A 13,618-nucleotide genomic window follows, 5' to 3' on the forward strand; every position below is an offset into this window, starting at 1 on the left:
TTCTGTTCTCCATCAGGTGCTCCCGGAGCCTGGCCGTGGTGTGTCCGCGGGGCGCGCGGCGGGGGTATGGAGGTTGCCGGCTGCCGACAGCTTGGTGATCTCTTCATCGAGGACGGCCAGGGCGCGGGCTTCGACGCTCGGTTGCCGCAGTACATCGGCCCAGGTAGAGGCGAGCCTGTGGAATGTTCGGTCGACCGCTTGTCGGGCGTGCGTGGCGAGGGGGAGTCTGGCGCGGGCGTGTTCGAGGTAGGCACGGTGGTGGAGCGTGTGGAATGCGGTGAACTCGGCCGGGAGGCGTCGCTGGACGCTCACGCCGTGCCTCCGCCGGGCAGCTGCTTCTTGGCGTCGACCACGGCCCGTGTGGTGACGGCGGTCTGGCCGATGACGGTGCCGGGCTTCATCCCGTAGGCGTCCTTGAGGAGGACCATGCGCTCGCCGAGGTAGGAGTACGTCTTCTTGTCGAAGATCCATTCCGAGCGGATGCCGTCGTTGTCGAAGGCGATGGCCATGCCGGGACGGCCGTCGGCGTCGGTGGTGCTGTCGATGAGCTTGACGCCGGGTATCTGTGCGGCCGTCCTGTAGAGGGCTGCGCTGGTCTGCGGGGGCGCGATCTGTTCCCGCAGCAGGGAGCCGATCTCCTTGAACGCGGCCCAGTCCGCGTCCGGGTTGCCCTTCTGCCCGCCCTGGTAGAGCCGCTTGAGCAGGGAGTCGGGGTCGGTGGGCAGAGCCTTGAGGCTGTTGTAGGAGTGCCGGCCGCTGGTCCCGGCCTTGTCGAGGTCCTCGCCCTTGCCTTCCAGGAGGCTGTGCCCGGGCTCGTACAGGTATCCCTTCGTGCCGTCGGGCGAGGTCCACAGGCGGCGTGTGTGCAGGGGCGTGACCCAGTTCTTCTCCTTGCCGCCGGACGAGGTGCCGCGCAGGGACGACACCTGGCTCTCGATGTAGAGGAACTGGTCCTGCCTCGGCTCCAGCAGCGGCTGCCGCGCCGCCGCGAGCGCGATCTGCTCAACGGCGGCCGACAGCCCCTGCGTGGTGCCGGGCTGCAGCGTGACGGTCTGCGGTGGTGCCGCCTCCCGCGCCTGCTGAACCCCGTTGCGGTCTCCCTGCTCCCACGGGCTTGCCACCAGCACTCCGGCGGCCAGTGCCGCCGCGGCCGACAGGGCGATCCAGACCGGCCGCCGCAGGATGCGCCGGACCGCAGCCGGTCCCGGGGCCGTGGCGGGGGCGGGGGCGGGGCGCTGGATCTCGTTCATGAAGTGCTCCTGGAGCAGGGCGCGGCGAGCAGGAGGCAGTACCGGGTCGCCCGGCGCGGGCAGCAGCAGGTCGAACTCGGCGTGACGGAGCGGCTCGTCCGGCCGCCGGAACATGCGCGTCATCGTTTCCATCCCTTGGTCGTGTCCCCCGGCCCGGGCGTAACGGCCCGGACTGCGCGCGGCCGCGAGCTGCCGGCAGCGTCCTTGCACAATTCCTCTTCGGTGAGCCTGCGCAGCCGGTCGCGTGCGCGCGACAGCCTCGACCGCACCGTGCCCACCGGCACTCCCAGTGCCTGTGAGGCTTCCTCGTAGCTCAGTCCGGACCACACGCACAAAGTGACCACTTCGCGCTCGGAACGGCGCAGCTTGTCCAGCGCCGTCCTCGCCGCGGCCAGCCGCTCGGCGTCGGCCATGCGCCCGACCACCTCGCTCGCGAAGTCCGGCAGGGTGTCCTTGGCCGGGAGGCGGGCCATCGCCGCCCGATGACGCCGTGCGGCTCGCGTGGTATTCCGCAGGACGTTCACCGCGATGCCCATCACCCAGGGCCGCGCGCTCTCCCCTTCGTCGCGCAGTCTTTCCCGCAGTCGCCACGCCTCCAGAAACGTCAGCGAGACAACGTCCTCGGCCAGGGCCCGGTCACCGGTCACGCGCACCGCGTGCCGGTGCACCAGCCCACTGAATTCCTCGAACAAGCACCGAAACGCCTCCGGGTCACCGCCCCGTATACGGTCGTGCATCACATAACTCACACCCGGGAATTGTCCGCCCGACAAAGCAGGTTCCGGTGACCTGCGTCACACCCGGCTGACCTGTGCGCATCGCGTCACGCCGCCGGTACGGCCACGACCCGTCGACCGCGCGCTCAACCGTAACCGCCCCCGACGGGAACTGCCGCCGGCCGCTGGACGTCGCCCGACGACGCAAGGCGCCGGCGATACTGCCGCAGCCCAGGGCCGCCGACACCCGCCGCTACCCGGCCGGTGTCGAGCAGGAGATGTGGGCGTTGCTGACGCTCCACGCGCACTGGTGATCCGGCAAGGCAGTAAGGCAGCAGGGCGGCGCCGGGGCGCGGGGCGCCCGGCGCCGCCCTGTGGGGCGGGGTGTCAGCCGAGTGAGCGGTAGCCCTTCAGACCGCCGCCGACCGTGACCGGCTTGTCGGAGCCGTCCGGGCGGAAGTCGGCGTAGAAGAGCAGGTCGCCGTTGTCGTTCGTGGCCCAGATGTCCGGCTTGCCGTTGCCGGTGGCGTCGGGGGCGGCCGTGATCAGCGGTCGGCTGGTCGGGGTCCAGGCCCAGCCGGCCTTCGTGCGGTGTTCACCGGCGCCCAGGCCCTCACCGTTGGGGCCGGTTCCCTCGTAGACGAAGAGGTCGCCGGTGCTCTTCTGGCGGGCCATCAGGTCGACTCGCTTGTTGCCGGTGACATCGCCGGGGGCCACGAGGTCGAAGTCGCTCCAGCCGTCGTCGCCCAGCAGGACCGGTGGCTGGTCGAGGTACTCGTCCAGGTAGCCGGACGCGGAGCCGAAGTACAGCCAGAGCTGGTCGCCCTTCTTGACGAGCAGGTCGGGGTGGCCCGGCCGGTCGTCGGGGCCGATGACTCCGTCGCCGTCGAGGTCGAGGGGGCCGTCCACGTCGCCGATGGCCAGGATCTGGTCGGCGTCCTGCCAGTGGTCGTTGCCCGGGTCCCAGACGTTGAGCTCGCGCCGGTCGTCCTCGGCTCCCGCCTCGCATTCGACGCAGGCGTAGCCGAAGCCGTTGTTGGGGTTGATCCACAGGCGGCGGCGCTTCTCGGTGTCGTCGGGGCGGAGTTCGAGGAGGTCCTCGTAGCCGTCGTCGGTCCAGTCGCCGCCGTGGGTGATGAGCGAGTTCTTGTAGTAGCCGGTGACGGAGGCGGGGCGGTCGGCCTTGGTGAGCTTGCCGGTGCCGTCGCCGAAGTGGCGTTGCAGGGTGCCGTCGGCGTCCACGGCCCACAGGTCCGCGTGCCCGTCGCCGTTGATGTCGCCCGGTTTGTCCGGGGTCTTGGGGCCGTTGGCGTAGAAGAGGTAGGCGTGGGCGTCGGAGCGGTTTCCGGCGCGGTCCAGGGTGCGCGCGTAGAGGTAGTGCGGCCCGGTCCTGACGGGTGTGAGGTTGACGGTCACCGGTCCGCCCGGGCTGCCGGGCTTGAGCGTGCGTACGGTCTCGTCGAGGGTGGACCAGTACTCGTAGGCGACGATGTCCTTGGCGCCGCCGTTGGTGAGGGTGAAGGTGCCCGGGGTACGAACGGGGCTGGTGTTGACGGGCCAGCCGCCCTCACCGTCGGGGTACTCCTTGGAGGAGACCCCGGGCGGGGTGCTGGGCCGGTCCTTGTAGACCGTGAAACGGCACGGGGGGTTGGGGGTCCAGGCGGTGACGGCCTTGCCGTCCTCGGCCCGCACCTGCCAGGAGTAGGCCGTGCGGTCCTTGAACTTCGACTTGGGGACGGTCACCCGGGCGATGCTGCCGCTGCTGACCGCGACGGTCTCGTCGAAGACCATCGAGCCGCCGCCGGTCGGCCACATGATGAAGCGGGCCCGGACGGTGCCGCCATCGGGGTCCGTGATCTTGGCGTGCAGCTGGACGTCGGTGTTGCCGACGGCCGAGTAGGGGGCTTCGGCGGCGCACTGGGTGGCGGGGCTGGTGCCGTAGCCGGTGGGCGCACTCGGCGGGGTGTTGTACTCGGTGGAGACGACGGCGGTCTTGGCGTCGAACTTCTTCCAGCCGTAGACGTCGGACTCGCTGGCGCGCAGGCCCAGCGTCATCGTCTTCCACTTCTTCTTCGCCGCCTCCTGGGCGTTGGCGGTGTTGTCGAACTCCAGGTTGCCCGCGGGGCAGGAACCCGCCCAGCCCTTGGCGTCGGTGACGGTCGAAAGCTTCTTGCTCCACGAGGGCTGCTTGTTCCAGGTCGTGGTGGAGTTGATGGTGCCGGTGTCCCACAGCTCGACCGGCTTCTTGGTGCACGACCAGGAGTGCGTGTTCTTGATGCGGAACGTGGACTTCACGATCTGCTTGTCGGTGCTCCACAGATTGCGGGCGTCCATGCTGAAGAACGACCGCCACGTGCCACCGGTCTCGGACTCGTAGCCGGTCCGGGCGATGTTGTCGCTCTTGTTCCAGAAGGACGTGCCCGGGTAGTTCTTGGCGACGGTCGTCCAGTTCTGCCGGGCCCCGGAGACGTGCGGGTCGATATAGACCGGGAAGGTGGTCTCCGGGGAGGTCAGCAGGTCCTTGTCCGGTGTGAGGCGCAGGGAGCCGTCCCCGACGGCCACGTCCATGGGGGCTTCCTTGGCCCCCAGCGCGGGTACGAACCCGCCTTCCTCGGCGGCCGTTTCCGCCGGAGCCGCGGCTCGTGAGGCTCTGGAGTCCGCGGAGCGGGCGACGCGCACGGGCGCGCCCGCGCGGACGCCTGAGCTGTCCCACATCGTGGGGGTGGGGGCCGTGAACACCTCCTGGCCCGCCGGGTTGACGGCCTTCAGGTTCCCGTCCCTGTCGGCACGGACCTGGACGCCCTGTGCGTCGAGCGCGAAGCGCAGCGTGCGGAGTTCGGAACTCTCGGCCGCCTTGCGGGACTTGACGACCAGCAGCTGCTGGAAGCCGGTGACCGCGGCCCGCAGCTTGAGGTCGACGTCGGGCAGCACCTCGGCATACGTGGCGGTGTCGCCGTCCAGGCTGGGCTCGGGCAGTTCGCCCTTCCACGACAGCGCCATGCTGCGGCCGTCGCGGGTGATGGTCGTCATCGGCCCCTTGCCGCCGCCGGAGAACTCCAGGCCGACGGAGGCGGCTTTCGGCCGCACGGTGCCGTCGCCGCCGCGGACGAGGGTGGGATCGGCCTCGACCAGCGCGCCGTTCTTGCGTACCCGGATCGGCACCACATGTTCCTCGGTGGTGAACGTGCCGGAGGGGTTGGCGTACACGGTGGTGTGTTCCGTACGCCGCGACACGACCTCCACCGGCTCGCCGGTGTCCGCCGCCCGCTGAGCGGCCGTCCGCTCCTCGCCGCGAGGAACTGAGGGGCCGTCACCTTCCTGTGCTGCTGTGGCGGTTCCGGCGAGTGCCGTCGCGAGGAGCCCCCCGACGGCAGCACAGGAAACCACCTTGCGCCAACCGAAATAATCTCTGCGCCTTGACGGCACGACGGACATTACCAGTCCTTCCAGTTCTGGCCGGGAAAGAGCCCCGCCGAGGAAATCACTCGCCCAAAGAGCGCGTCAAGTAAGCGTAAACACATGATGACCAACGACGCCCCACCGGGGGTCGACAACTCCACGACGCAGCACATAACGAGCAACTCCGGGACCATGGACCTGTCCGTTTCGGGACTTTGGTCACATCAAGAGACTTTAAAGAGTCAGTAATGTTCCGGGGTCACGTAATTCGAGATGGGGGGAGCAGCGTGCTGCGTTCCTTGAGGGGCTCCGGAAGAAGCGGCGCCCATTCGTCACCACCGAGATCCCGCCGCAATCGCAGACGCCTGTTCGGGCGTACGGTGGCGGCCTCGGTGGTACTGTCCGTCGGCGGTGGCATGCTCAGCGCCGAGGCGGCGACCGCCCTGAGTAAACTGTCCCTGCCCGGACTTGAGAAGACCTCGCCCGTCCCCGTGTCAGCCGTCAAGGGCGCACCGGCGGACGGCAAACGCGACGACGCGGCCGCCGACGCGCTGCGGTCCGCCCCGAAGGTGAGCTGGCCCGAGGCCGGCAGCGAGAAAGTGAAGGCCCCCGGCGGCGCGGACGTCCAGGTGCTGGACCGGTCCGCGGCCGAACGGCTCGGCGTCGACGGCGTGTTGCTGGCGGTCCGCGGGAAGCCCGGTGCCGCCGACGGCTCGGCCCAGGTCCGGCTGGACTACTCGGACTTCGCCCACGCGTACGGCGGTGACTGGGCCTCCCGCCTGACGCTCGTGCAGCTGCCCGGCTGTGCGCTGGAGTCGCCCGGCAAGGACGGCTGCGACAAGGGCACCCCGCTGCCCACGAAGAACGACACCGGGGCGGAGACCCTGACCGCCGACGTCCCGCTCGACGGCAAGGCGGGCGCGGGCGAGGAGGGCGCGGGCGAGGAGGGCGCCGACAGCAAGCCCGTCACCAGGGCGCCCCGGAAGGCACGTTCGGTGACCGGCCTGTCGGCCGCCCCCGGTACGGTCCTCCTCGCGGCCACCGCCGCGCCGGCCGGCGGGGGCGGCGACTTCCGGGCCACCCCGCTCTCGCCGTCGGGCAAGTGGGCGGCGGGCGGCTCCGCCGGCGGCTTCGCCTGGACCTACGAGCTCCAGACGCCGGAGGTCCCGGGCGGTCTGGAGCCCGACCTGGACCTCGGCTATTCCTCGCAGTCGCTCGACGGGCGCACCGCGGCCACCAACAACCAGGCCAACTGGGTCGGTGACGGCTGGTCCCTGTCGGAGAACTACGTCGAGCGCCGCTACAAGCCGTGCGTCGACGACATGAAGGACGGCAACAACAAGGCCAAGAACGGCGAGTTGTGCTGGGGCGGCGAGAACGCCACCCTCTCCCTCAACGGCAAGTCCCACGTCCTGGTCAAGGACGACAAGAGCGGTGCCTGGAAGTTCAAGGACGACGACGGCACCAGGGTCGAGCTGCTGAAGGACACCGGCCGCGGCAACGGCGACGACGACGGCGAGCACTGGCGGATCACCACGCCCGACGGCGTCCAGTACTACTTCGGCTACAACCGGCTGCCCGGCTGGGACAGTGGCAGGACGGAGACCAACTCCACGTGGAACGTGCCGGTCTACGGCAACCACAAGGGTGAGCCCTGCCACAAGGACTCCTTCGCCGGCTCCTCCTGCAACCAGGCGTGGCGCTGGAACCTCGACTACGTCGTCGACACCAACGACAACGCCATGGCGTACTACTACGCCGCCGAGGCCAACCACTACGCCCGTAACGCGGACCTGATCACGGGCAAGGGAACACCCACCGCGTACGCCCGGGGCGGTCACCTCGTCCGTATCGAGTACGGCCTGCGCGCCGGCGAGGCGTACAAGGCCAACGGGGCCGCGGCGAAGGTGGAGTTCACCACCGCCGAGCGCTGCCTCGCGGACTCCTCCTTCGACTGCGCCCCGTCGAAGATGACCATGGCCAATGCCCGGCACTGGCCCGACGTTCCCGTGGACCAGAACTGCAAGGCGGGCGAGGACTGCAAGAGCAAGCCCGCGCCCACCTTCTGGACCACCAAGCGCCTGACCAAGGTCACCACCAAGGTTCTCCAGGGCGACGGCTACCGGACCGTGGACACCTGGGACCTGCGCCACCAGTTCCCCGACCCGGGCGACGGCAGCACCCCGGCCCTCTGGCTGGCGGGCATCACCCGTACCGGGGACACCGGCGACAAGCCGCAGGCCCTGCCCGAGGTCACCTTCAACGGCCAGCAGTTGGCCAACCGTGTGGACACCACCGGTGACGGCATCCCGCCGCTCGTCCGCTACCGCGTGTACGGCATCACCACGGAGACCGGCGGCACCATCGGCGTCACCTACTCCGCGCCGGACTGCAAGCCCGGTGACCTGCCGGACGAGACGTCCAACTCCCGCCGCTGCTACCCGGTGTACTGGACCTCGCCCGACGCGCCCGGCGCCGACCACAAGCCGGTGAAGGACTGGTTCCACAAGTACGTCGTCACCCAGGTCCTGGAGCACGACAACGTCGGCGGCGCCCCCGCCAAGCAGACCGACTACTCCTACCTGGGCGGCGCCGCCTGGGCCAGGAGCGAGGACGAGTTCACCAAGCCCGAGCACCGCACCCACAGCGAGTTCCGCGGCTACGCGGAGGTGCGCACCCAGGTGGGCAACGGCAGCGACGGCCGCAGGCTGGACAGCCGCGCGCGCTACTTCCGCGGCCTGGAGGGCGCCCAAGTCGCCGACTACGAGGGCGGGAAGACCACCGACCACCCCGCCTTCGCCGGCATGACCCGGGCCGAGATCAGCTACGACGGCGACACCGTCGTCGAGTCCTCCGCGCGGACGCCCTGGCTCTCCGACGTCACCGCCTCGCACGCCCGGCCCGGCCTGCCCGCGCTGACCGCCCGGATGACCGGCGTGCGCGAGGAGACCGGCCGGTCCCCCGCCAAGGACGGCGAGGGCGGCTGGCACCGGACCAGGACCGAGCGTGCCTTCGACGACCACGGCATGGTCGTCTCGGAGACCGACCACGGCGACATCGCCAAGAGCGGCGACGAGACCTGCACCACCACGACGTACGCCCGTAACCCCGCGAAGAACATCCTCGGCGAGGTGGCCTCGCGGAAGACCGTCGCGGCGGCCTGCGGTGCCGGCGGCGACCTGATCTCCGAGAAGCGCACGTACTACGACGGCTCGGACACCCTCGGTGCCGCCCCGGCCAAGGGCAACGCGACCCGCGAGGACGAGAACGACGGCAAGGGCACCGGCTTCGTCACCGTCGTCAGGACCGCGTACGACCCGTACGGGCGGCCGGTCAGTGTGACCGACGCCGAGAACCGCACGGTCACCACGGCGTACACCCCCGCCGCCGGTGCCGCGCCGACCAGGACCGTCGCCACCAATCCGCTCGGCCACACCCTCACCACCGAGCTGGACCCGGGCCGTGGCCTGCCCACCGCGGAGACCGACGCCAACGGCAAGCGCACGGACGCCGTCTACGACAGCCTGGGCCGCCTGGTCCAGGTGTGGGAGCCGGGGCGCGACAAGGGCAAGTACCCCGACGCGCCCAGCGCGTCCTACACCTACGCGATCTCACGGACCGCGCCGCCCACGATCTCCACGACCCGGCTGCGGGGCTACGGCTCGGCGGAGACCAGCCACGCGATCTACGACGGCCTGCTGCGCGAACGCCAGTCCCAGGAGCCGTCGAGCACCGGAACCGGCCGCGTCATCACCGAGAAGCAGTACGACTCGCGCGGACTGGAGTGGAAGACCTACGACAGCTACTACGCCACCGGGGACCCCGAGCCCAAGCTTGTCGCGGGCGACGACACCAAGGTCCCGGCCGCCGTACGCACCGAGTTCGACGGTGCGGGCCGTCCGACGGCCTCCATCTCCCTGAAGTACGGGGACGAGACCAAGCGGGTCACCACCGCGTACGAGGGGAACCGCACCACGGTCGTCCCCCCGAAGGGCGGCACCGCGACCACCACCGTCACCGACGCGCTCGGCCGGACCGTCGAGAAGGTCGAGTACACCAACGCCGACCGCACCACGTCGCAGAGCGTCACGTACGCCTACGACCGGCGCGGCAACCTGACCGAGGTCACCGACGCCGCGGGCAACGTCCGTTCCTTCGGCTACGACATGCGCGGCCGTCCGGTCCGTTCCGAGGACCCCGACCAGGGAACGGTCACCACCGCGTACGACGCCCTGGACCGGCCGGTCAGCACGACCGACGCCCGGGGCACCACCCTGTCCACCGGCTACGACCCGCTCGGCCGCAAGGTCTCGCTCAAGCAGGGCGACAACCTGCTCGCCGACTGGACGTACGACACCGTCGCCAAGGGCGAACTGGCCCAGTCCCGAAGGGTGGTCGACGGCAACTCCTACACCCAGAAGATCACCGGCTACACCGACGACTACCAGCCCACGGGGGTGGAGGTCACCGTCCCCGCGAGCGAGGGCGCCCTGGCCGGCTCCTACCGCTGGGAGTACACCTACAACAACCACACCGGACTGCCGACCTCCGTCATCCAGCCGGCGATCGGCGATCTGCCCGCCGAGCGCGTGGTGACACGCTACGACCGGCACGACGAGGAGCAGGGGCTGACCGCCGGCGGGCGCGTCCTGGTCAACTCCACCACGTACGACCCGTTCGGACGGGCCCTGCGCACCGAGTACAACTCCAAGAACAACCGCCTCTACCGCAGTTGGGCCTACGACGAGCACACGGGCCAGCTGAGCCGCGTCACCACCGACCGCAGCGCCGCCCCGCAGCGCGTGGACGACACCCACTACAGCTACGACCCGGCCGGCAACGTCACCGGCATCAGGACCGAGACCGGACAGGACAAGGAGAAGCAGACCGACACCCAGTGCTTCACCACCGACGCCCTCCAGCGCCTCACCCACGCCTGGACCGCGAAGGAAGGCTGCACCGGGGCCCCCTCCAGGAGCACGGTCGGCGGCCCGTCCCCGTACTGGCTGTCCTACAGCTACGACGCCCTGGGCAACCGCACCAAGGAGGTGCGCCACGACGTCACCGGCGTCACCGGCGACACCGCGCGTGACGTCACCCGCACCTACCACTACGCCAAGCCCGGCGGCGCCAAGCCCCACGCCCTGACCTCCGTCGAGACGCGGACCGGTGACGGCAAGCCGCAGACCACGGACACCTTCGGCTACGACCCGAGCGGCAACACCACCGCCCGGGACACCGGCGGCGTCCAGCAGAAGCTGACGTGGGATCCCGAGGGCGAACTCGCCTCCGTGGAGGAGAAGGACGGCACCACCACCCGCTACACCTACGACGCCGACGGCGAGCGCCTGCTGCGCAAGGACGCGAGCGGCACCACCCTCTACCTGCCCGGCGACAACGAGCTCCGGCTCGCCCCGGACGGCAAGGCCAAGACGGGCACCCGCTATTACCGCCTCGGCGGCGAAACGGTGGCGGCCCGCGCCGACGGCAAGGTGCAGTTCCTCTTCGACGACCACCACGGCACCGCCACCACCGCGATCGACGGCGCCACCCAGGAGATCCTGCACCGGACGATGCTGCCGTTCGGTGAAGAACGCGGCGGCACCGCGACCGCGGCCTCCTGGCCCGGCGAGCGGGGCTTCGTCGGCGGTACGAGGGACGGCACCGGACTGACCCAGCTGGGCGCCCGCGCCTACGACCCCAAACTCGGCCGGTTCCTCAGCGTGGACCCGATGACCGACTTCGGTGAGTCGCAGCGCATGAACGCGTACGCGTACGCCAACAACAACCCGGTCTCCTTCTCCGACCCGGACGGTCTGTTCTTCGGCAAGCTCTGGAACAAGGCCAAGAAGACAGCCAAGAAGGCCGTCAAGAAGGTCACGAAGGTCGCCAAGAAGGTCGTCAAGACGGTCAAGAGGGTCGTCAAGAAGACCGTCCGGACCGTGAAGAAGGCCGCGCGGTACGTGGCCAAACAGGCGAAGAAGATCATCCGCAAGACCATCTCGTCCACGAAGAAATTCGTGAGGAAGGCGGTCAACTACACGAAGAAGGCGTACCGGTACGTCAAGAAGAAGACGAGTTACGCGGTCTCCTCGGCCAAGCGCTATGGAAAGTCCGTCGGCAAGTCCATTCGCTCCGGGACCGCCTCGGCCGTGTCCGGAATAAAGAAGGGCGCCTCCGCCGTGGCGAAGGCGGCCACCTCGTACCGGACCGCCGACATCCTCGGCAAGATCAGCACCCTCGCGGGAGCGGCGGCGATGGTACCCACTCCCTTCACCCCCTTCCTGGCGGCCGTTTCCCTCGGCACCGGCGTCGCCAGCGCGGCCATTCACCTGAAGCGTGAAGGGCTCGGTGGCGAGAACTTCCAGAACGCCGCGGTCGGCCTCGGACTCGGCCTCATCGGCGGCGGCGCCGGAAGGCTGGCCGGTAAAGCCGCCGCGAGAATGGGAGCACGCGGAGTCCGCTTCATCGAAGGCGGACTGAAGGCGGCGTTGCCGGAGAAGGGAGCCGTCGGCGGATACATGCGCTTCAAGTACGATGCGATGCCGGTGACCGTCGGCGCCTCCACCACCGACTGGCGTCAGTGGTAGCAGCAGATATCCACCTACCGTGGCCCGGCCGCCGTGGGCGGCGGCCGGGCCACCCGTTCTGTCCCTCCCGGAGCACACCATGCGCCTCGACGCCATTCCCGTGGCCGTCCTCTACGCGACGACTGCCGCAGCCGTGGCCATTCACTGCCTGGCATGGGTGGCCCCCATACCCACCCGAAAGCTGAAGATCGAGGCGGGCCTCTGGTTCATCCCGGCTCTCGCCCTCCTGCTGGTTGTCGGCTCGCTCCGCGGCTACTCCCAGCAAGTGACCCTGGCCCTGGGCACCGTGGGCTTTCTCGCGCTCGGCCTCACCGGCCTGATCCACCGGAAGGAAGTGGCCGAGAAGAGCAAGAGTTGGCGCAGCGCCAAGGACATCACGGAGACTTCGATGTCCAAGTGGGCCATCCTCACCCTCGTACTGCTGATGGGCGGGGGCTTCGCGTTCCTGCTCCTGTTCTTCGAGGACTTCTGAGCACCCGGACGGCAAAAGTAGGATCGCGGTGCTGAGCCCGCTGTCCGGGCTTCCGAGGGGAGCGATGTGGACGACCAGGCATCCTTGAGCAGCGTCGGGCTGGCTTCTCCGGCTCAGCTCGCCTTCCGCGTTCCGCATCCCCGGCTGGCCGGCTCCGTGGTCTCGTACACGGGGTGGGACTGGACGCTCGCGCGGCCGCTGCGGCGGCGGGTCACGGCGCTGGACAGCGTGCTCGTCGCCATCGACTTCGAGCCGTCGGCCCGCAGTCGCGCCGTCAACGCCCGGGGACCGGAACTGCGTCCAGTGCTCTCCCCGGTGATAGGGCTGAGGGGCCGGCCGATGGAGATCGAGCGAGTGGGGCGGGTGTACGGCGTGACGATGCAGCTGACCGCGCCGGGCGCTCGTGCGCTGTTCGGCCTCCCGCTGCAGGAACTCACCGATCTCTGCGTCAGCCTGACCGACCTCCTGGGTGCCGGCGCCCGACGGCTGGCCGAGCAGCTCGCCGAGGCCCCGGACTGGTCCGCACGGTTCCGGCTGCTGGACAGCTATCTGATCACTCGCATCAGCGCCGGGCCGGAACTGCCGCTCCCGCTCCGGCGGGCCTGGCAACGGCTGACCGCTCTGTCGGGCGACGTACGGATCGGCACACTCGCGGACGAAGTGGGCTGGTCGCGCCAGCACTTGAACGCCCGGTTCCGTCAGGAGATCGGCTCGTCCCCCAAGACAGTGGCCCGCATCGCCCGGATGCAGAGAGCCGTCTGTCTCTCGTGCACCACCGGCTGGTCCTCATGGGCCGACGTCGCCGCCGCTTCCGGCTATGCCGACCAGCCACACCTCAACCGCGACTTCCGGACACTGGCCGGCCTCACCCCGACCGCCTACCACGCCCTCGCGACCGAGTGGCGCGGCGTATTGACGGGCAGTCCCCTCATCGTCAGCCGGCAGCTCCGCGCGAACCTGCCGGCCGCCGGCCCGTTGGTTGCCAACAGCCTCGTGGTACTCCCCGGAGGCAGCCACATTGCCCCAGCCATCGCCCACTCCCGACCGTGGACCGACGAGATGTCCGAGGCAGTATCAAGCGACGGGACCAGCGACGAGGCTGTGCCCTTGACAGAGGGTTACGCCTCGGTTCCGGCACCTTCGAGGCGATCCAACCTTTAGCCCGTTTCTGGTTGATTCGCACCTTATAGT

Annotated in this window: 8 protein-coding genes; 4 read left to right on the plus strand and 4 right to left on the minus strand. The window is 69.8% G+C overall.

Going from position 1 to position 13,618, the window contains the following annotated elements; all coding sequences use genetic code 11:
• Positions 1–12: 12 nt before the first annotated feature.
• The 3 genes from ACFP1Z_RS30900 to ACFP1Z_RS30910 are packed head-to-tail and all read right to left on the minus strand — an operon-like array spanning position 13 to position 1,987.
• On the minus strand, positions 13–312 hold the full coding sequence (locus ACFP1Z_RS30900; RefSeq protein WP_390321033.1) for a hypothetical protein: 300 nt from the start codon (positions 310–312) through the stop codon (positions 13–15).
• Complete coding sequence (locus tag ACFP1Z_RS30905) at positions 309–1,373, minus strand: CU044_5270 family protein (RefSeq protein WP_390321034.1); 1,065 nt, start codon at positions 1,371–1,373, stop codon at positions 309–311. Before ACFP1Z_RS30905 ends, ACFP1Z_RS30900 begins: the two co-directional genes overlap by 4 nt.
• Complete coding sequence (locus tag ACFP1Z_RS30910) at positions 1,370–1,987, minus strand: RNA polymerase sigma factor (RefSeq protein WP_390321057.1); 618 nt, start codon at positions 1,985–1,987, stop codon at positions 1,370–1,372. Before ACFP1Z_RS30910 ends, ACFP1Z_RS30905 begins: the two co-directional genes overlap by 4 nt.
• A gap of 74 nt (positions 1,988–2,061) precedes the next feature.
• On the opposite strand from ACFP1Z_RS30910, the gene ACFP1Z_RS30915 reads away from it, so the two are divergent.
• Positions 2,062–2,280, plus strand: a complete 219-nt coding sequence (locus ACFP1Z_RS30915) for a hypothetical protein (RefSeq protein WP_390321035.1) — start codon at positions 2,062–2,064, stop codon at positions 2,278–2,280.
• Positions 2,281–2,353: 73 nt separating this feature from the next.
• Here the strand turns inward: ACFP1Z_RS30915 and ACFP1Z_RS30920 are convergent, their stop codons facing one another.
• Entirely contained in the window at positions 2,354–5,200 is a 2,847-nt protein-coding gene (locus ACFP1Z_RS30920) for a VCBS repeat-containing protein (RefSeq protein ID WP_390321036.1), read from the minus strand.
• A gap of 557 nt (positions 5,201–5,757) precedes the next feature.
• On the opposite strand from ACFP1Z_RS30920, the gene ACFP1Z_RS30925 reads away from it, so the two are divergent.
• The 3 genes from ACFP1Z_RS30925 (at position 5,758) to ACFP1Z_RS30935 (ending at position 13,588) form a co-directional block, all read left to right on the plus strand.
• Positions 5,758–11,955, plus strand: coding sequence for an RHS repeat domain-containing protein (locus ACFP1Z_RS30925; RefSeq protein WP_390321037.1), 6,198 nt, complete (start codon positions 5,758–5,760; stop codon positions 11,953–11,955).
• Positions 11,956–11,974: 19 nt separating this feature from the next.
• The gene (locus ACFP1Z_RS30930) at positions 11,975–12,427 is read left to right on the plus strand and encodes a hypothetical protein (protein WP_390321038.1); all 453 of its coding nucleotides are present in this window, start codon (positions 11,975–11,977) and stop codon (positions 12,425–12,427) included.
• A gap of 66 nt (positions 12,428–12,493) precedes the next feature.
• Positions 12,494–13,588 (plus strand): helix-turn-helix domain-containing protein, encoded by a 1,095-nt coding sequence (locus ACFP1Z_RS30935; protein WP_390321039.1) that lies wholly within the window; start codon positions 12,494–12,496, stop codon positions 13,586–13,588.
• Positions 13,589–13,618 lie beyond the last annotated feature (30 nt).

This window comes from Streptomyces gamaensis, from assembly GCF_042656465.1.
Lineage (GTDB): Bacteria > Actinomycetota > Actinomycetes > Streptomycetales > Streptomycetaceae > Streptomyces > Streptomyces gamaensis.